Annotated in this window: 16 protein-coding genes; 9 read left to right on the top strand and 7 right to left on the bottom strand. The window is 71.7% G+C overall.

Going from position 1 to position 18522, the window contains the following annotated elements:
- The first annotated feature begins 27 nt into the window (after positions 1-27).
- Positions 28-1419: a lipopolysaccharide biosynthesis protein gene (locus ACIPWA_RS05750; protein WP_400288720.1), complete on the top strand. Its 1392-nt coding sequence runs from the start codon at positions 28-30 to the stop codon at positions 1417-1419.
- On the opposite strand, the gene ACIPWA_RS05755 is transcribed toward ACIPWA_RS05750, so the two are convergent.
- Positions 1394-2530, bottom strand: coding sequence for a hypothetical protein (locus ACIPWA_RS05755; protein ID WP_400288722.1), 1137 nt, complete (start codon positions 2528-2530; stop codon positions 1394-1396). The genes ACIPWA_RS05750 and ACIPWA_RS05755 overlap by 26 nt on opposite strands.
- A gap of 31 nt (positions 2531-2561) precedes the next feature.
- Here ACIPWA_RS05755 and ACIPWA_RS05760 point away from each other — a divergent pair, with 31 nt between their 5' ends.
- Positions 2562-3302, top strand: a complete 741-nt coding sequence (locus ACIPWA_RS05760) for a glycosyltransferase family 2 protein (RefSeq protein ID WP_400288723.1) — start codon at positions 2562-2564, stop codon at positions 3300-3302.
- An 11-nt stretch (positions 3303-3313) separates the two neighbouring features.
- On the top strand, positions 3314-3709 hold the full coding sequence (locus ACIPWA_RS05765) for a DUF2304 domain-containing protein (RefSeq protein WP_400288724.1): 396 nt from the start codon (positions 3314-3316) through the stop codon (positions 3707-3709).
- Positions 3710-3722: 13 nt separating this feature from the next.
- On the opposite strand, the gene ACIPWA_RS05770 is transcribed toward ACIPWA_RS05765, so the two are convergent.
- Entirely contained in the window at positions 3723-4562 is an 840-nt protein-coding gene (locus tag ACIPWA_RS05770; protein ID WP_400288725.1) for a glycosyltransferase, read from the bottom strand.
- Positions 4555-5526: a glycosyltransferase gene (locus ACIPWA_RS05775; protein WP_400288726.1), complete on the bottom strand. Its 972-nt coding sequence runs from the start codon at positions 5524-5526 to the stop codon at positions 4555-4557. The genes ACIPWA_RS05770 and ACIPWA_RS05775 overlap by 8 nt, the downstream gene beginning before the upstream one ends.
- A 1019-nt stretch (positions 5527-6545) precedes the next feature.
- Between ACIPWA_RS05775 and ACIPWA_RS05780 the strand changes: the two genes are divergently transcribed.
- Positions 6546-7442 carry an LCP family protein gene (locus tag ACIPWA_RS05780; protein ID WP_400288727.1) on the top strand — a complete coding sequence of 299 codons (897 nt, stop codon included), beginning with the start codon at positions 6546-6548 and terminating at the stop codon, positions 7440-7442.
- Between the two features lie 82 nt (positions 7443-7524).
- Here ACIPWA_RS05780 and purE read toward each other — a convergent pair whose 3' ends face one another.
- Positions 7525-8097: a 5-(carboxyamino)imidazole ribonucleotide mutase gene (gene purE, locus ACIPWA_RS05785; RefSeq protein ID WP_400288728.1), complete on the bottom strand. Its 573-nt coding sequence runs from the start codon at positions 8095-8097 to the stop codon at positions 7525-7527.
- Positions 8098-8100: 3 nt separating this feature from the next.
- Positions 8101-9336, bottom strand: coding sequence for a 5-(carboxyamino)imidazole ribonucleotide synthase (locus tag ACIPWA_RS05790; protein ID WP_400288730.1), 1236 nt, complete (start codon positions 9334-9336; stop codon positions 8101-8103).
- Between the two features lie 101 nt (positions 9337-9437).
- Between ACIPWA_RS05790 and ACIPWA_RS05795 the strand changes: the two genes are divergently transcribed.
- Positions 9438-9974 carry a GtrA family protein gene (locus tag ACIPWA_RS05795; protein ID WP_400288731.1) on the top strand — a complete coding sequence of 179 codons (537 nt, stop codon included), beginning with the start codon at positions 9438-9440 and terminating at the stop codon, positions 9972-9974.
- 39 nt (positions 9975-10013) lie between these two features.
- On the opposite strand, the gene ACIPWA_RS05800 is transcribed toward ACIPWA_RS05795, so the two are convergent.
- Positions 10014-11369, bottom strand: coding sequence for an ATP-binding protein (locus ACIPWA_RS05800; RefSeq protein ID WP_056645943.1), 1356 nt, complete (start codon positions 11367-11369; stop codon positions 10014-10016).
- A 35-nt stretch (positions 11370-11404) separates the two neighbouring features.
- Positions 11405-12088, bottom strand: a complete 684-nt coding sequence (locus ACIPWA_RS05805; protein ID WP_056645940.1) for a response regulator transcription factor — start codon at positions 12086-12088, stop codon at positions 11405-11407.
- A 289-nt stretch (positions 12089-12377) separates the two neighbouring features.
- Between ACIPWA_RS05805 and ACIPWA_RS05810 the strand changes: the two genes are divergently transcribed.
- The 4 genes from ACIPWA_RS05810 to ACIPWA_RS05825 all read left to right on the top strand — a co-directional run bounded on the left by ACIPWA_RS05810 (position 12378) and on the right by ACIPWA_RS05825 (position 18430).
- Positions 12378-13898, top strand: coding sequence for a sensor histidine kinase (locus ACIPWA_RS05810; protein ID WP_400288732.1), 1521 nt, complete (start codon positions 12378-12380; stop codon positions 13896-13898).
- Complete coding sequence (locus tag ACIPWA_RS05815) at positions 13895-14617, top strand: response regulator (RefSeq protein ID WP_068624511.1); 723 nt, start codon at positions 13895-13897, stop codon at positions 14615-14617. Before ACIPWA_RS05810 ends, ACIPWA_RS05815 begins: the two co-directional genes overlap by 4 nt.
- A 244-nt stretch (positions 14618-14861) precedes the next feature.
- Entirely contained in the window at positions 14862-15704 is an 843-nt protein-coding gene (locus ACIPWA_RS05820; RefSeq protein WP_056645935.1) for an ABC transporter ATP-binding protein, read from the top strand.
- A 23-nt stretch (positions 15705-15727) separates the two neighbouring features.
- On the top strand, positions 15728-18430 hold the full coding sequence (locus ACIPWA_RS05825; RefSeq protein ID WP_400288735.1) for an ABC transporter permease: 2703 nt from the start codon (positions 15728-15730) through the stop codon (positions 18428-18430).
- Positions 18431-18522 lie beyond the last annotated feature (92 nt).

The following is an 18522-nucleotide window of genomic DNA, read 5'->3' on the forward strand; positions in this document are numbered from 1 at the left end:
CCGGTCCCGTCCGACCGTGGTCGGACGGTGTCGCGGGCCCTGATCTACACGGCAGGTACCGCGGCGCCTGCGGTGGCGTCGCTCCTGATCCTGCCGATCGTCACCCGCCTGCTGCCTCAGGCCGAGTACGACACCGTGGCACTCGGCACCGCCGTGATCCAGGTCGGCGTCATCATGGTGGCGCTGGGGATGGGTGCGGCCATCACCCGCGAGTACATCCTCGGCTCGGCCGGAGCGTCCGGCGCTCGTGGCCTGGTGGCGCAATCGACCGTGATCAGCGTGCTGCTGGCCGGGTTCGCCCTGGCAACCGGCCGTTGGTGGGCTCCAGCGCTCCTCGGACGCCCGTGGGACACAGCTCTCCTTCTCTCCGTCCTGGCGTCGCTGGGGGGCGGGATCGTCATCGTCGCTCAGTCGTACCTGCGAGGCGCCGAACGCCCGGTGCCCTTCGTGCTCCTCGCGGCCGGAGGCACGCTGGCCGGACCAGCTGTGGGCCTCTGCCTGATCGCTTCGGGAGCTCGCAGCGGGACGCTGTACCTCGCCGCACTGGCCGGCGGCTATCTGCTCGCCGGGCTCGCAGGGATCGTCATCGCGTTCGCCTCCGGGCCTCGCGCGGCGTCGTGGCGCGGCCTGCTCCGTGCACTTCGGCTCGGGGTGCCGACCGTCCCCCATCAGGTCGCGCTGTACCTCGCCATCGCAGGCCTCGTCGTCGTCGCCGACCGTATCCTGGACGCCGGCGGAACCGCGAACGTGGTCCTGACACTCGGTGCTGGGGCCACGGTTCTGACCGGCGCTCTCAACAATGCCTGGGCCCCACTCATCTACAAGCAGACGCCGGACCGTCGGCTTGCCGTGCTGACGTCGACGACACGAACGATTCTTCTGGTCGTGGCCGTCCTCGTGAGCACCGTGGCGCTGACAGCACCGTTCCTGGTTCGGGTGGCCACGCCGCCTGGCTACGACCACGCGGAGATGTCGACCGGAGTCGTGCTCGCCGCACTCTCCGCGGTGCCGTCGGTCTACTACCTCGCGAGCAGCCACCTCATCCTGGTCCGTGGGCGCACGGGAGCACTCTCCGTGACGACTCCTCTCGCGGTCGGTTCGGGGTTGCTGCTGGCCACCGTGCTCGTCCCGGTGTGGGGAATCGCCGGGATCGGTCTCTCCTACACAGCCATCTACGTGTTGATGGCCCTCTTCACGACAGCGGTCCAGGCCCTGACGTTCTCGCCCCGCTGGGGGCCACCTGCCCCCCTGCTCCCGCTGGTCGTCACCGGGGTGTCGACGTGCGCCGCACTGGCACTGCCAGAGACGGCATGGGGTACCGGGCTGCGCCTGGTCTTGCTCGTCGCCGTGCTCCTCGGCTGCGCCCGACCGGTTCTTCGGTGGCTGCGACCCGTCAGGCCCGACTCGTCTCCAGCCTGATCGGCTGGGTCTTGCTCGGGTCGACGCTGCCCAGCGGGCGCGGGAGGTACGACGTCGCCGCGACGAACCAGGCGCCCCAGGACGGCCCACCAGCCGCTTCCGAGGTCGCCGTCGGCGCCTCGCTGCGGCGACGGACGTTGATCAGTGCCCTCTCCACCGGCGAGACCGCCCAGTGCCGAACCCACGGAGCGACTCGGCGACGATCCCAGCCGAGCACGCGGCGAAGCTCGGTCCGAGAGAGGACGGCGTCCGCACCGAGCTCGACCGCTGCAACGGCGCGTACCTCGTCCCCCACGGTCTTCTCCCCGTAGAACTCCGGCCACAGGAGCTCCAGACGCCTCAGCGACCCGGGGTCCTCGCTCGCGAGAAGCATCGGGTCACCGTAGACGCCCACCTCCCGCCCCAGCCAACCCGCGTAGACGACCGGGGTCGACAGTCTGTTGGAGACGACTCTCGACGCCCCGGAGAGCAGCGCGTACAGCCTGCCGAGAAAGTGGGGATCAGTGCGTCGCCCGAGCGTGACGCAGGTGTGCCCTGCTTCGAGGTAGGTGTCGACGAGTCGCTCGTCGCGCGCGTCGCTCCAGTAGATCGAGACCGTGGAGGGCCCCTCCGTGTCGTACCAACGGCGCGCCGCAGCTCGGTGGTCACCCGAGATGGCCTGGGTCTCGATCCCGTGCACCGGGAAGATCACGGTGCCCTGGCCCGTGGCGGTGCTGTCGGCACCGCGACTCAGAGCCTCGTAGACGAACGGTGCACCGACCGCAGTCGTGGCGGCTGAGCGGTCCGGTTCCCAAGCCCGCGAGGAGTGGGACCACACCAAGAGCCGCTGGTGCGGGAGAGGCGAGTCTGCGGCCAGCTTCGGGAAGTCACGGAAATGCGTCTCCACGGGCGACTGGGCGGTCCATCCGTGCTGCACGAGCCCTGCGATGTGGCGAGGTCGGTCGAGCCCGAGATAGTGGGCGAAGCCAAAGCTGTGACCGTAGTAGTGGTTCTGCGATTCCAAGGGTCGATCTCCGTGGGTTCGATCAGACGGGAGACGCCTGGGCGTCGACGTCGCCTCCGGGCTGCGCCGCGGGTCAGCATACCCAGACGTATCGAGGACGTGTGCCACGGGGGCCCGTGCACCTGCGAGAATAGGAGTCATGCACCTCACACCGACGCGCGAACCATCCCGCGCGCTCGACGAAGAAGCCCTTGCTGAACGTCCGCTCACGCCGATCGACGACGCCTGGCTGGTCATCCCGCTCTACAACGAAGCGAGCGTGATCCAAGACGTCGTCCGAGCTGCCCTCACCGTCTTCCCGCACATCGTCTGTGTCGACGACGGGAGCACCGACGACTCGATCGAACAAGCACGCCTCGGTGGCGCCACGGTCCTGCGTCATGCGGTGAACCTCGGGCAGGGCGCAGCCCTGCAGACCGGCATCGAGTACGCCCGCAATCAGCCCGGAGCCCGGTACCTCGTCACGTTCGACGCAGACGGGCAGCACCGGGTCGAGGACGCTGCGGCCATGGTCGAGACCGCCCGGGCGGACGACCTCGCCATCGTCTTCGGCTCTCGCTTCCTGGACGCCCGCACCAAGCCCGGCCTGGTCAAGCGTGTGGTCCTGGCGATGGCGGTGTGGTTCACCAACCGCAGCACGGGACTGAAGCTGACCGACGCCCACAACGGACTGCGGGTTCTGCGGGTCGACGCAGCCCGTGCGGTGAACCTTCGGCAGGATCGCATGGCGCACGCGAGCGAGATCGTGCACCAGCTCGGCAGTTCCGGTCTTCCGTGGAGGGAGTACCCGGTCCACATCCTCTACACCGACTACTCTCGCGCCAAGGGGCAGTCGGTCTGGAACTCCGTCAACATCCTCGTCGATCTCATCTTCAAGTAGCGGAGCACCACATGCTGATCCAGATCATCCTCATCGCCGCGATCGTCGTGGTGTCGGTCATGCTCACCCGATCTACTGCGAACGCCCGGCACCAGGCCATCCGGAGGCTCCTGCTCGCCACGTTCGTGGTCGCTGCCGTGCTGGCGATCATCTTCCCCGATGCGTTGTCGTTCGTCGCCAATGCCGTCGGTGTCGGTCGAGGGACCGACCTCCTGCTCTACGCCCTCGTGATCGCCTTCGTCAGCTACATCGCGACGAGCAACCGGAGACTCAACGAGCTCGGTCGGAAGATCACCCTCCTGACGCGCGAGCTGAGTCTCGCCGAGGCAGAGCTCGCGTCCGTCGACAGCCGGGTCGAGTCAGCTTCCGTCGAGCCGGGCTCCACGTCGGACGACACCACGCCGTGAGGTCCACGAAGGCCTAGCGTCGTCGGGCGTCCGCCCGGTATGCCCGACGACGCAGCGCCTGCGGCACCAACCGGTATCCGCCGCGCAGCACCGAGTTGCGAATCTCCTGCAGCGTGGAGGTGAAGCCGATGCCTCGCAACCGCCGTTGCAGCTCGAGCTCGGAGGCCAGGAGACGAGTACCACCGCGACGCCCGTACGCCCCCGCGCCGACCCGGTACCGGACCAGCGAGTCCGCGACGTTGAGCGCTCGGGCACCGTGAGCGAGCATCCGAGCGAACAGCCAGTAGTCCTCCATGAGGGGCAGGTCCTCGTAGCCACCCGCGGCCGCGACGGCACTGCGTCGGTAGACGACCGAAGGGTGGTTGAAGGGTGACCGGAATCGCGCTGCCCGGTCGATCTCCTCGGACGTCAGGGGCGGGATACGCACGATCCCTGCTGGTCCGCCTTCCACCTCGAACTCCTCGATCGCCGAGCCGACGATGTCGTACCGTTCGGCGACCAACGGGACCTGGACGGCGAACCGCGACGGCTCGCTGATGTCGTCGGCGTCCATTCGCGCGACGATCTCGTGGGCACAACGTGCAAGGCCTTCCTCGAGCGCCCGAGCGAGACCCACGTTCGCCTCGAGCTCTACGAGAACGACAGGCACGGGACTCCCCGTCCGGATCGTCTCGAGCGAGGACGTCAGCTCCGTCCCGACGGGGCCGTCGCGGACGATGACGACCTCGGTCGGCTCGAGGGTCTGCTCGTGCGTCACCGAGGCGAAGGCACGTTCCAGAAAGGCGGGCTCGTCGCCCGCGTACACCGGAAGCAGGACCGAGAACTGCGGAGAGCCGGGTCGTCCGTCATTCACGACGGCGCCCGCCCTCGACGTCGAGTATCTCCGAGGCATCGACACCGGCCCCGTCGAGGACGCTCGTGGTCGGACGCGGTGAACGCAGGACCCCGTCCCGCAGCCCCCGCAGCCCAGCCTTGCGGAGCACGTCGCGTCGGGAGGAGCCTGCGAACGTTCGCGCCCAGCGGCGCAGCGACGAGCCGGTGTACAGGATTCGCTCTTCCGGCGACAACGCGCTGGAACGGGTGAGCATCCACACCTTGTTGCGAATCTCGAAGTAGAAGCGCTCACCGGGATCGACGTCTGTCGATCCGAAGACCTTGGTCCGGTGCTCGACCACGCTCGAGGGCACGAAGAGACCGATCCCCCGCCGTAGCAGGCGCGCGGAGAACTCGAAGTCGTCGTTCCAGATGAAGTAGTCGGCCACGGGAAGACCGTGGTAGCGAACCGCCCGGGAGTCGACGAGCATCGAGACGAAGGACGACGACCGGACCGGGAAGGCACCCACCGCAGCCGAGTCGGTCTTCTCGTCGCTCGTGGCACCCGGGCGCCGGCGAGGCGTGTTCATCGGATGGTCACGCCCGTCGTGCCACACCACCCTGCTGCCGAGGAGCGCCACAGGCTCGGGATACTCGTCACGTACCCGGACGAGCTCGGCCAGCGCGGTCGGCGTCGGGATGGTGTCGTCGTCCATGAGCCAGATGCACTCGGGGTCGAACTCGGCGAGTGCGTGCGCGATTCCCGCGGCGAACCCGCCGGCCCCCCCGGTGTTGCGGCTGAGCTCGAGGACCGTGGCCCCGATCGGGTGCTCAGCAGCGACGACCGCGGAGTCGTCCTCCGAACGGTTGTCGACGACGACCACCCCACGGACCGGGTGAGTCTGCGCCGCGAGCGCGTCGAGGGCTTCCTTGAGCAGATCACGCCGATTGTAGGCAACGACGACGGCGACGACCCCGACACGGGGCGTGGATCTCGAACTCAACGGACTCTCAGGCACGGGTTGCACCCTACCCGAGCAGACCAGGAGTTCCTCGACCGCCTGCCCCCGGAACGGCGATCGACGATCTACACAAGTCCTCCACCCGAAGCGCTCCCGGCGGTCTCAGCCCGTTCCTCGGGTCGCAATAGGCTCTCTTGCTGTGACGTCACTTCCGCTTCTTGCGCCTACCATCGGCCCCGCCTACGGTCCGCAGGGCGTCAGCAGTGGGAGCATCCGTGTCATGCTGGCCGTTCGCCCCCTCGCCCCAGGACTCCGCAGGCCCCGAGGCCGCCGTCGGCTCGACGACGTCTCGTCGGTCGGCGACTGAGGTCACCGTGTCCCACGACGAGTCACAGTCAGGCCGTACCCGCCCCCCGAGCTTCACTCCGCAGGCCGGGCGGGCCGCGCGACCGCCCAGCGCCGGCGACGCCATCCCGGTCGGTTCGAGCACCCCTGGCTCCGCGCCCCGGGGCCCCTCCGAACCCTTGCCCCCGGACGTCCCGCTCGCGGCCGAACCGCGGATCAAGCGCCAGTCGTCCCGGAGCGCCCCCACCCCGCAGGCTCGTCCCGGCACCCCTCCGTCGGCGATCCCTTCGCGCTCGGTCGGCGGACGGCGTACCGGCTACGGCGAGCCGTCGGCTGCTGCCGCCCCTGCGCGTCGCGCGGCGACCGGCGCCGAGTCTCCGCCGTCCGTCCCTCCGGCCGTGGAGCGTCAGACCCGACCAGCGAGCGGACCGACCCGTGCGGCGAGCCGTACCGAAGACGGCGCTGCGCCGCGCCCGTCCGCAGCGGGTGCCGCCGGCGCCGCACGGCCGGCGACGATCCGCCCTCAGTCGGCTCCGCACTCTGCGTCCGGCCACCCTGCGCCGGTCCGGAGCGCCTCGGGACGGTCGAACGTCCCGCCCGGGGGCGGCCGTCCCCCGTCCGCGCACCCTCGGCCCGACGGGCCGTCCTCGCGCGGAGGGTCCGGCTTCCGGCTCCGCAAGGGGCGTCTCGCTGCCGTCGTCGGCATCTTCGCCCTCGTGCTCCTCCTCGCCTGGCCGATCGGCCTGCTCGTGTGGGCGAACGGGAAGATCCAGCACGTCGAGGCTCTCTCAGGCGCGGCAGGCACCCCGGGCGAGACCTACCTCCTCGCGGGATCTGACGCCCGTGGCGAAGGGATCAGCGAGGACGGCACGGAGGGGGCTCGCACCGACACGATCATGCTGCTCCACAAGCCGCGCAGCGGTCCGGCGTCGCTCATCAGCCTCCCTCGCGACACCTATGCGGAGATCCCCGGCAAGGGGGCCTCCAAGCTCAACGCGGCATACTCGTGGGGCGGAGCACCGCTCCTCGTCCAGACGGTCGAGCAGCTGACAGGGCTGACGGTCGACCACTACATCGAGATCGGCTTCGGGGGCGTCGAAGGCATCGTGGATGCCGTCGGAGGTGTCGAGCTGTGCCTCGACTACGACGTGGACGACGCCCGGAGCGAGCTGGTCTGGACCGCCGGGTGCCACCCCGCAGACGGCCCCACGGCTCTGGCGTTCTCCCGGATGCGCTACTCCGACCCGCAGGGAGACATCGGCCGTGCCGAGCGCCAGCGCCAGGTCATCGGAGCGATCAGCAAGAAGGCCGCGGACAAGAGTCTCCTGCTCAAGCCCGGGACGCAGGTCTCGTTGATCGACGCTGGTCTCGCCTCGCTCGTGGTCGACGAGAAGACGGGCATCATCGACCTCGGCAAGATGGCGCTCGCGTTCCGCGCGGCGAACGGACCAGGAGGGATCACGGGGACCCCGCCCATCTCCAACCCGGACTACCGTCCGGGCGGCGTGGGGTCCACGGTCCAGCTCGACCCCGACCTCAGCCCCGCTTTCTGGGCCGACGTCCGCGACGGCAAGCTGCCCGCGGGTGTCGTGGGCGGGCTGCCGCAGTCCTAGCTCGTCGCCCGGCGGCCGCTGTGGTCGGCCGCAGCGGGGCTTCCCGATCTCGGGAGGCCCCGCTGCCGCTCGCTAGGGACCCCTACGCCCCGAACCCCGTCCGGCGCTCCCCCGCGACCGAGGCACGCAGCGCGGCGCCCTTGGCGTGCGCCTGCTCGCTGAGCCCCTCCTGGAAGGCGACCATCTTCTCGCGCAGGCGCGCTGCGTCGTCGTCGGTGCCGGACGCCAGGATGCGCGCGGCCAGCAAGCCGGCGTTGCGCGCGCCACCGATCGAGACGGTCGCGACGGGCACGCCGGCGGGCATCTGCACGATCGACAGGAGCGAGTCCATGCCGTCGAGGTAGCGCAGGGGCACGGGCACCCCGATGACCGGCAGGGGCGTCACGGCCGCGAGCATGCCTGGCAGGTGCGCTGCGCCCCCGGCGCCCGCGATGACGACCCGCAGGCCGCGCTCGGCCGCGCTGCGCCCGTAGTCGATCATCTCGGTGGGCATGCGGTGGGCCGAGACGACGTCGACCTCGATCGCCACGCCGAACTCGCGCAGCGCGTTCGCGGCCTCCTGCATGACGGGCCAGTCCGAGTCGGAACCCATCACGATCCCCACGACGGGGCTGTCGGGCGTGGCGCTCGTGCCTGTCACTGTGTTCTCGGTCATGTCTCAGGCCTTCGTCTCGTCGGTGGTGGGGTCCTCGGGGAGGGGTTCGCCGCGCAGCAGCGCGGCGGCGCCCAGCGCCCGACGGCGGACCTCGACCAGGTCATGGCCGCTCACGTTCACGTGGGCGAGCTTGCGGCCGGGGCGCACGTCCTTGCCGTACAGGTTGACGCGCGCGTCGGGGAACGCCCCCAGGACCGCGGGCAGGGCGTCCGTCAGCCGGGGGAGGCTCGACCCCAGCACGTTGGCCATGACGGTCCACGGGGCCGTGGGCGAGGTGTCGCCCAGCGGCAGGTCGAGCACGGCGCGCAGGTGCTGCTCGAACTGGCTCGTGACCGAGCCGTCGATGGTCCAGTGCCCCGAGTTGTGCGGGCGCATCGCGAGCTCGTTGACCAGGACGCGGCGCACCGGACGGCCGTCGCCCGTGCTGTCGAGCACCTCGAACATCTCGACCGCGAGCACGCCCGTCACGTCGAGCCCCTCGGCGATCGCGATCGCGGCAGTCCTGGCCTCCTCGGCCTCGGTGTCGGTGAGGTCGGGCGCGGGCGCCACGACCTCGGAGCACACGCCGTCGCGCTGGATCGACTCGACCACGGGCCAGGTGCGGACCTCGCCGCTCGGACGGCGGGCGACCAGGACCGCGAGCTCACGCGTGAAGGGAACCTTCTCCTCGACGAGGAGCTGCGGTCCGCCCGCGGCGGCCGCCGCGAGCCAGTCAGCGGCCTCGTCGGCGGACGACACGACGCGCACGCCTTTGCCGTCGTACCCACCGCGCGAGGTCTTGACCACGGCCTGTCCCCCGACCTCGGCGAGGAACTCGACGAGCCTCGTGTGGCCCTGCTCGGGGTCGACAGGCAGGGGTGCCCAGCGTGGGCACGGGGCCCCGAGCTCGGTGAGCCGCCGACGCATGACGATCTTGTCCTGCGCCTGGACCAGCGCGTGCGGTGCGGGTCGCACCGGGGTGCCGTGCGCGATGACGTCGGCAAGGAGGTCGTTGGGTACGTGCTCGTGCTCGAATGTGAGGACGTCCGCGGGGGGACGCCCGTCGGTCGGTGCGATGAGCTCGCGCACGGCGGCCTCGTCCCCCGCCGCGCCCACCGGGGCGTCGGTCACGACCTGGGCCGCCGACGACCCGGGAGCCTCGACGAGCACCCGCAGGTGCACTCCGAGCTCACCGGCCGCAGGGGCCATCATGCGGGCGAGCTGCCCGCCTCCGACAACGGCGATCACTGGTACTGACACGTGTACCGAGGGTAGTCGCTCGGCACGCCCCCGGCCGACCCGTCCCAGCGATCAGTTGCTCCTGGCAATCGTTCCCAGGTCGACCGCGTACCCTGCCCATCATGTCCAGCCAGGTCGACGAGCTCGCGCTCGATCCCACCCGGTCGTCCACCGCACGCGAGGTCAGGTCCGCCCGCGCGACGGCCGACGGCCTCGCCCGCGGTGCGCTGCGCCGCGCCCGCGTCGCCGCACGACTCCTCGAGCTGGGCCGCTTCAGCTTCGTCGGGACGATCGCCTTCTTCGTCGACCTCGGCGTCTTCAACCTCCTGCGCTTCGGCCCCTGGGAGGCGCTCAGCTCGAGCCCTCTCGAAGCCAAGGCCATAGCGGTCGTCGTGTCGACCCTGGTCTCGTGGCTCGGCAGCCGCTACTGGACCTTCTCCGACCGGCGCACCACGCAGCGCACGCGCGAGCTGATCGGCTTCCTGCTCGTCAACGCCGTCGGCATGGCGATCTCGCTCGGTTGCCTCGCCTTCTCGACGAGCGTCATGGGCCTGACGTCTCCCCTCGCGGAGAACGTCTCGGCGAACGTCGTCGGGCTCGCCCTGGCCAACGTCTTCCGCTACGTGAGCTACCGCAGGTTCGTCTTCACAGGAGCCTGACCGGGCGCGGCATCCCGCTCATCACCGGAGCGCCCGCACCTAGCGGGGCTCGACCTCGGGTCCACGACCACGCCGACGCCGCCGCCCGCCCCGCGCGGAGATCAGCGTCCCCGTCGGCAGGACGACCCGCGGGTCGAGCGTCCGCGGGACCCCTGCGAGGAAGAGCGCGAAGATCGGCGGACGGCGCTGCGCGAGCTCGAGCCTTCCTCCGTCGGCTGCGGCCAGGTCGCGCGCGAGCGCGAGACCCAGACCCGTCCCCGCTCCTGAGGTCGCACCGCGCTCGAAGACCCGTGGCGCCATCTCGTCCGAGACGCCCTCGCCCTCGTCGCCGACCTCGACGGCGACCGCGCCGCTCGTCCCGCTGGGGCGGGCGCGGACCGTCGTGGTGCCTGCACCGTGCTTGAGCGAGTTCTCGATGAGCGTCGCGAGGACCTGGGCGAGAGCGCCCGGCGTCGCGAGGACCTGGTACCCCTCGGGCACGTCGATCACGAGCTCACGCCCGGCCTGGGCGAACGTCGGTACCCACTCCTCCTCCTGCTGCCGGACGACCTCGATGAGCCGCACGGCCTCGGTGGTCCCGCCCTGGGCCCGCCGCGACTGGGTCAGCAGGTCGTCGACCACCGTGACGAGCCGCTCGACCTGCTCGAGCGAGATCCGGGCCTCCTCCTGGACGGCAGGGTCGTCCGAGGCCATCGAGATCTCCTCGAGCCGCATGCTCAGCGCCGTCAACGGCGTGCGGAGCTGGTGCGAGGCGTCGGAGGCGAACTGCCGCTCGGCCGCGAGGCGGCCGGCCAGGCGGTCCGAGCTGCGTGCGAGCTCGGCCGCGACGAGGTCGATCTCCTCGACCCCGGAGGGTTCGAGCCGCGGGCGCACCTGCCCCGACCCGAGCTGCTCGGCCGACGCCGCGAGGTAGACCAGCGGCGCGGAGAGCCGGTTCGCCTGCCACACGGCCATGGCGATCCCGGCCGCGAACGCCACGACCGAGGCCGCCACGACGAGCAGGACGATCTGGGCGGCCTTCCAGTAGCTCTCGGCGAACGACGTGCTGAGCGCGACCGTCGCGTTCTGGTCCGTCCGGTCCGCCGCCTCGTTGGCTCGCCCCGTGACGACCTCGCCCGCGGTCATCTGCTCGCCGTCCGGGAGGTTCACGAACACGTACGCGGGCAGCTCCCCCGGTCGCCCCACGGACGCGTTGTCGAGGACCGACTGCGGGATGGGCTCGTTCTGCGCGAGCCTGTTGTCGATGTTGCGCGCCAGGGTGTCGACGCGACCCTGGAGCTGGTCCATCTCGTTGGCCAGGACGAACTGCGCCCCGAGGAACGCGAGCGGAAAACCGAGCAGGAGCACGGCGACGGCGACGGCCGCGACCGTCGCCTGCAGAACGCGTCGACGCACGCTTCCCCGACCCTTCGCTCAGCCCCGTCGGGGGATCAGCCCTCGCCGGTCTCGAAGCGGAAGCCGAGGCCTCGCACCGTGGAGACGTAGCGCGGCGAGTTGGCGTCGTCCCCGAGCTTGCGACGCAGCCAGGACACGTGCATGTCCAGGGTCTTGGTGGAGCCCACGGGCTCAGAGCCCCACACGTCTCGCATGAGGGTGTCACGCACCACGACGGACCCCGCGCTCGCGATGAGGACGCGCAGGAGCTCGAACTCCTTGGTCGTCAGGTGCAGCTCGCGGTCGCCCTGGAAGGCGCGGTGCGCAGCGACGTCGATACGGACATCCTGGGCGACCAGCTCTTCCTCGTCGGTCGGGTCGCCGTGCGTACGGCGCAGCAGCGCCCGGACGCGGGCGAGCAGCTCGGCGAGGCGGAAAGGCTTGGTCACGTAGTCGTCGGCGCCGGCGTCGAGGCCGACCACCAGGTCGACCTCGTCGGCACGCGCGGTGAGGACCAGGACCGGTGTCGTCAGACCCTTGTTGCGGATCTCACGTGCGACGTCCAGGCCGTCCATGTCCGGGAGGCCCAGATCCAGGACCACGATGTCGACACCGCTCGCGGCGTCGATCGCTCCTTGACCAGTTCCATGCACGACCACGTTGTAACCCTCACGCGTCAGCGCACGCGCCAAAGGTTCGGCAATCGCCGGGTCGTCCTCCGCTAGCAGTACGTGGGTCATTCGATCATGCTAGGGCATTCGCAGAACTTTGGCGTTATCCATCAGGCCCCGTGGGACGCACGTGACACACCTGATGGACACACCGCGGCAGGCGTTCCGCTCTGCCCGGGTCTGTCCCGGTCCGCGCCGTCCGGCAGGTCCCGGCGGGCCGCCGGTTCCCCACCGCAGGACCTCGTGCGCCGCCTCTCGTCCCGGCCGCCCGCGCGACCGCGGGTCCCCCCACGGTCGCGCGCCCCGTCCGTCCCCGGGAGGACGCGTCGCCCCGGGCCCGCCACCTACCCTGGCAGTCATGGGTTGGTACGAGAACATGGGCAAGTGGTGGGAGCGGCACCGGTTCGCGGTCGACCTCACGAGCACGGTCGTCGTCGCGCTCGTGTTCATCCCGTTCGCGCTCGCCTACGGGTCCTCCGTCACGGGCGGGTCGACGCTCTCGACGCTCTTCACGATCGGCATGCTCGCCCCGCTCCCCTGGCGGCGCGTCCGCCCCGTCGCCTCGGCGGTCACGGTCTACGCGGTCGCGCTGCTCCACCTGCTCGTCGGGATCATCTTCCTGCCGTCCGACTTCCTCCTGCTGATCTCGCTGTTCTCGGTGACGGTCTACGGCCCTCGCTGGGCCCACCGCACCGCGATGATCTCGTCGGCCGCGGGGTCGCTCGTGCTGGGGCTGAGGCTCGCCGTCAACGCCAGCAGCGCCGCCGAGGCGGCGGGGGTGCTCGTCTTCACGGCGATGTTCTCCACGATGATGTTCCTGGCCGTCTGGGCCTTCGGCCTGGTGCGCCGCTCACGGCGCGAGACCATCAACGCCCTGGTCGACCGCGCCGAGCGTCTCGAGGTCGAGCGCGACCAGCAGGCGCAGATCGCGACGGCCGCCGAGCGCTCGCGCATCGCCCGCGAGATGCACGACATCGTGGCCCACTCGCTGTCGGTCATCATCGCCCAGGCCGACGGCGGCCGGTACGCAGGAGCCGCCGACCCCGCCGCGGCCACGCGTGCGCTGGCCACGGTCTCGGACACCGGTCGTGCGGCCCTCGCCGACATGCGCCGACTGCTGGGCGTCCTGCGCACCGACGACCGCGACGCGGTCGCGGGCTCGGGCCACCCCGCGCAGCTCACGCACGCCCCCGGGCTCAACAACCGTCCCCGGCAGGTCCTGGACGAGGCCCGGGCGACGGGCGCGGCGGCAGGCACGGCGACGAGCCAGACGACGGGCCCGCGCACGAGCAGCCCGACGACCGGCGCCGTGCCGACCGCCACCGGGTCCGTGCGGCGCGTCGAGCTCACGCCCCAGCCCGACTCGGCCGACCTCGAGTCGCTCGTCTCGCAGGTCCGCGACAGCGGCATGCGCATCTCGCTCGTCCGCATGGGCACCCCGCGCCCGCTGCCCCCGGGCGCCGGTCTGACGGTCTACCGCGTGTGCCAGGAGGCGCTCACCAACATCCTCAAGCACGCGGGCCCCGACCCGACCGTCACGGTCGTCGTGACGTGGGGGGTCGACACGCTCCAGCTCGCGGTCGACGACGACGGCCGCGGGGCGTCCGCCGACGGCACGCACTCCCCCGGCTACGGACTGCTCGGGATGCGCGAGCGCGCGGTGATCTTCGGCGGCGCGGTGACCACGGGTCCGCGCCCCGGTGGCGGCTTCCGCGTCCGGTTCACCATGCCCATCCCCCGGCTCGACGGCGTCGCTCCCCCCGTCCCGGCGCCGCCCGCTCCGCCGTCGGGCAGGATGGGGCAGCAGACGTCCGGCACCCCCGCACCCGCACCCGCACCCGCACCCGCACCCGCACCCGACGATCCCCAGGAACCATGACCTCCACCTTCTTCACTCCCGACCTCCCCGCGCAGGCCCCCATCCGGGTCGCGCTCGTCGACGACCAGCAGCTCGTGCGTGCCGGGTTCCGGATGGTCATCGACTCCCAGCCCGACCTCCAGGTCACGGTCGAGGCCGGCGACGGGCTCCAGGCCCTGCGGCTCCTCGCGGACCATCCGGTCGACGTCGTGCTCATGGACGTGCGCATGCCGCACCTCGACGGCCTCTCGGCCACGGCCCAGCTCACCGCCGCGGCGGCCGAGGGCCAGCACGTGCCCCGGGTCATCGTGCTCACGACGTTCGACCTCGACGAGTACGTCCTGGAGGCCATCCGGTCCGGGGCCAGCGGGTTCCTGCTCAAGGACGCCCCGCCCGAGGAGATGCTCGCCGCGATCCGCACCGTGCACTCGGGCGACGCGGTGATCGCCCCGTCCTCGACCCGCCGGCTCCTCGAGCACCTGGTCGTGGCCCTGCCCGCCGAGCAGCTCGTCGACACGGGGGCGCAGGAGCAGATCTCCTCGCTCACCGAGCGTGAGCGCGAGGTCCTGGTGCTCATGGCCCGGGGCCGGTCCAACACCGAGATCGCGAGCGACCTGTTCGTCGCCGAGGCCACGGTCAAGACCCACGTCGGGCGCATCCTCGCCAAGCTCGGGGCGCGCGACCGCGTCCAGGCCGTGGTGACCGCGTACGAGACGGGACTCGTGCGCCCGGGCGCGTGACGCCGTCGGGCACCTGCAGGTAGGGGTCTCCCCCGGTCCGCGTACGACCACGGGATGACGTCCCGCGTCCCGAGGACCCGCCCCTCGCCGGACGCACGACCCCCGCCCCGGCTCCTAGTGTCGTCATCAGGTGGGAACGAGGGCCTCGAGCCCTCTCCCGCACCCCCTCGGTCCCGGCCACGGACGCCTCGCGCGCCCCGCCCGGGACCGGCGCAGACCGACGACGAACTCTCCTGGAGCAGACGTGGACACCACCGTGTACCAGCCCATCCCCGGCAACGCCCCGGCGCAAGGCACGCCCGCCGTGCGCGCCCGGTCCCTGACCAAGCTGTACGGCAAGGGCGAGGCGACCGTGCGCGCCCTCGACGGCGTCGACGTGGACTTCGAGAAGGGCGCGTTCACCGCGATCATGGGCCCCTCGGGCTCGGGCAAGTCCACGCTCATGCACCTGCTCGCCGGGCTCGACACGGCCTCGAGCGGCCAGGGCTTCATCGGCGACACCGAGATCACGGCCCTGGGCGACAACGAGCTGACCAGGCTGCGCCGCGACCGCGTCGGCTTCGTCTTCCAGTCGTTCAACCTGCTGCCCATGTTCACGGCCGAGCAGAACATCACGCTGCCGATCGAGCTCGCGGGACGCAAGGTCGACGCCGAGACCAAGGAGTGGCTCGCGACGCTCGTCCAGACCCTGGGCCTCGGCGCGCGCCTCACGCACCGCCCCAGCGAGCTCTCGGGCGGCCAGCAGCAGCGCGTGGCCATCGCCCGCGCGCTCATCGCCAAGCCCGAGGTCGTGTTCGCCGACGAGCCCACGGGCAACCTGGACTCGCGCTCGGGCGCCGAGGTCCTGAGCTTCCTGCGCCGCTCGGTGCGCGAGCTCGGCCGGACCATCATCATGGTCACGCACGACCCCACGGCTGCCGCCTACGCGGACCGTGTCATCCTCATCGCCGACGGGCGCATCGCGGGCGACATCGACAACCCGACGCCCGAGTCGGTCCTCGCCGGGCTCGACGCGCTGCGCACGCTCGAGAGCGACCCCGCGGACGCTCTCGCCGGCACCACCGGTCCGACGGCGGTGCGCGCCTGATGGTCCGGCTCACCCTGGCGCAGATGCGCCGCAGCATCGGGCGGCTGAGCGCCGCCGGCATCGCGATCCTCATCGGGACCGCCTTCCTCACCGCGACCCTGCTCGCGGGGACCGTCATCAACCGCATCACGACCGACTCGATCGCCGCGCAGTTCGCCGACTCCGACCTCGTGGTCGCGAACGGTGCCGGCATCGACGAGGCCGGGCTCGAGGAGATCCGCGGGACCGAGGGCGTCGAGGCCGCCGACCCGCAGGTCATGCGCGCCTTCGAGCTCGTCTCGGGGAGCAAGCGCACCTACCAGGTGGTCGTCCCGACCGCCTCGGACCCGCGCTTCGAGGCCCAGGAGGTCGTCGAGGGCGCGATGCCCGCACGCTCGGGCGAGATCGCGCTGCCGTCCGACGTCGCCGAGCGGTTCGGGCTCGCGCTCGGCGACACCGTGACGGTCGTGCGCTCGGTGTGGACGCCGAGCGCCGAGGGCGCAGCGCCCGAGGCGGGTGCACCCACCGAGGAGGGAGCGCCGTCGGAGGACGCCGCGTCGGCTGACGAGGGCGGCGACGCCGTCCCCGCCGACGAGCCCGCCCCCGACGAGGAGGCGCCCGCCGGCACCTTCGTGGACACCGACGAGAACCTGACTCTCGTCGGGACCCTCGACGACCCCATGGGCGCCTATGCCCAGGTGGGCGGCGCGGGTGTGCTGTCGAACGAGGACCTGACCGCCTGGGAGGCCGAGAGCTTCGTCCCGGGCGACTCGGCGACCTCGTACAACGCGGTCCTGGTCGCCCTGGCGCCCGGTACCGACCTCGAGGCCGTCCGGTCGACCGTCACGAGCTCGCTCGGGGGAGACACCAAGGTCTGGACGAGTGCCGAGTACGCCAAGGACCAGGCCGCCCAGATGACGGGCGGCGAGGACGTCTTCACCTACGTGATCCTCACGTTCGCGGCGATCGCGCTGCTCGTGGCGGCCCTCGTCATCGCGAACACCTTCCAGGTGCTCGTGGCCCAGCGCACCCGGACGCTCGCGCTCCTGCGCTGCGTCGGCGCCGACCGCAAGCAGCTGGCGCGCTCGGTCCTGCTCGAGGCCGTCATCCTGGGGCTGGTCGCCTCGGTCGCCGGCATCCTGTTCGGCATCGGGCTCGTCCAGCTCGCGCTGACCGTCGCGGGCAGCATGGACCTCGGCATCCCGCTGCCCTCGGTCGTCCAGGTGACGGCCGTCGCGGTCCTGGTCCCGCTGCTCGTCGGGACCGTCGTGACGCTCGTCGCGTCGTTCTCGCCGGCGCGTGCCGCGACCCGGGTCGCCCCGCTCGCCGCGCTGCGTCCCTCCGACGCGCCGACCCTCTCGTCGGGCGCTGGACGCGTCCGCCTCGCGATCTCGTCGATCCTCGTCGTCGGCGGTGCGGGCCTCCTGGTCCTGGGGGTCCTCCTGGGACAGCAGGGCAGCGCGGAGGCCGGTCTGCTCGCCGCGACCGCCGGTGGCGCCGCCTCGTTCGTGGGCGTCCTCGTGGGAGCGATCTTCTGGCTCCCCAAGGTCGTGAGCCTCGTGGGCAAGGTCCTGACGGGCTCGGGCAGCACGGCCAAGCTCGCGGCCGCGAACACGCTGCGCAACCCGCGCCGCACGGCCGCGACGAGCACCGCGCTCCTCATCGGCGTGACGCTCGTGGCCATGATGTCGACCGGGGCCGTGAGCGCCCGGATGAGCATGAACAACGAGCTCGACGGCCGCTACCCCGTGGACGTCTCGCTCGCGACCGACGGCTACGACGAGTACGGCGGCAACCAGCCCGTCGAGCTCCCGCAGTCGACGATCGCCACGGCCGAGAAGGTCGACGGCGTCGAGTCCGTCGTCCCGCTGACCGCGACGTCCGTCACGGTCCCGCTCGACGGCAACGACATCACGTTCCTCGCACGCGGCGTCGACCCCGGTGCGGCGACCGCGCTCTCGCGCGACAAGAAGGCCGTCGAGGGCCTGGCCCCCGGCACGGTCGTCGTCCCGGCAGGGGTCGCCGAGAGCTGGGACATCTCGACGGGTGACCAGCTCGTGCTGACCGCCGCACCGCTCCCCGAGGACGCGAACCCCCAGGGCACGCCCGCGACCCTCGAGGCCCTCGTGACCCCGATGGGCGGACGTGCGCTGCTCGTCACGCCGCAGACGCTCGAGGGCGTCGCGACGGGCGCGCCGGTCACGACCGCATGGGTCGGTCTGGCCGACGTCAACGACGCCGCGTCCGTGGTGCCCGCCCTCCAGGACGCGCTCGCCGACAGCGACCTCCCGATCGACGTCACGGGGGCCGCGGTCGAACGAGCGATGTACCAGAAGGTCGTCGACACGATCCTCGGCGTCATCGTCGGTCTCCTCGCGGTCGCGGTCGTCATCGCCCTCATCGGCGTCGCGAACACGCTCTCGCTCTCGGTCATCGAGCGCCGCCGTGAGTCCGCGACCCTGCGGGCCATCGGGCTGAGCCGGTCCCAGCTGCGCTGGATGCTCGCGATCGAGGGCATGCTCATCGCGGGGGTCGGTGCCGTGCTCGGCATCCTGCTGGGCATCCTCTACGGCTGGGCCGGCGCGTCCGCGGCGCTCGCCGTCATGGGCGACGTGACGCTCGCCGTGCCGTGGCGCGACGTCGCCCTGGTCCTGGTCGTGGCCCTCGTCGCGGGGCTCCTGGCGTCGGTGATCCCCGGCCGCTCGGCCGCCCGCACCTCCCCGGTGGAGGCGCTCGCGGTCGACTGACCCGCAGCAAGGCTCGACGCCCGACGGCGCGCCTGTGGACGACCCCCTCGTCCACAGGCGCGCCGTCGTCGTCTGCGGGGGCGTCCGCCCGA

Source organism: Oerskovia enterophila (assembly GCF_044748475.1).
Lineage (GTDB): Bacteria > Actinomycetota > Actinomycetes > Actinomycetales > Cellulomonadaceae > Oerskovia > Oerskovia enterophila.

Excerpts from the sequence above, each read along its gene's own strand:
- ACIPWA_RS05760 (WP_400288723.1), top strand. The coding sequence starts at position 2,562 with ATGCACCTCACACCGACGCGCGAACCATCCCGCGCGCTCGACGAAGAA.
- ACIPWA_RS05810 (WP_400288732.1), top strand. The coding sequence starts at position 12,378 with ATGGGTTGGTACGAGAACATGGGCAAGTGGTGGGAGCGGCACCGGTTC.
- purE (WP_400288728.1), bottom strand. The coding sequence starts at position 8,097 with ATGACCGAGAACACAGTGACAGGCACGAGCGCCACGCCCGACAGCCCC.
- ACIPWA_RS05825 (WP_400288735.1), top strand. The coding sequence starts at position 15,728 with ATGCGCCGCAGCATCGGGCGGCTGAGCGCCGCCGGCATCGCGATCCTC.
- ACIPWA_RS05765 (WP_400288724.1), top strand. The coding sequence starts at position 3,314 with ATGCTGATCCAGATCATCCTCATCGCCGCGATCGTCGTGGTGTCGGTC.
- ACIPWA_RS05815 (WP_068624511.1), top strand. The coding sequence starts at position 13,895 with ATGACCTCCACCTTCTTCACTCCCGACCTCCCCGCGCAGGCCCCCATC.
- ACIPWA_RS05795 (WP_400288731.1), top strand. The coding sequence starts at position 9,438 with ATGTCCAGCCAGGTCGACGAGCTCGCGCTCGATCCCACCCGGTCGTCC.
- ACIPWA_RS05805 (WP_056645940.1), bottom strand. The coding sequence starts at position 12,088 with ATGACCCACGTACTGCTAGCGGAGGACGACCCGGCGATTGCCGAACCT.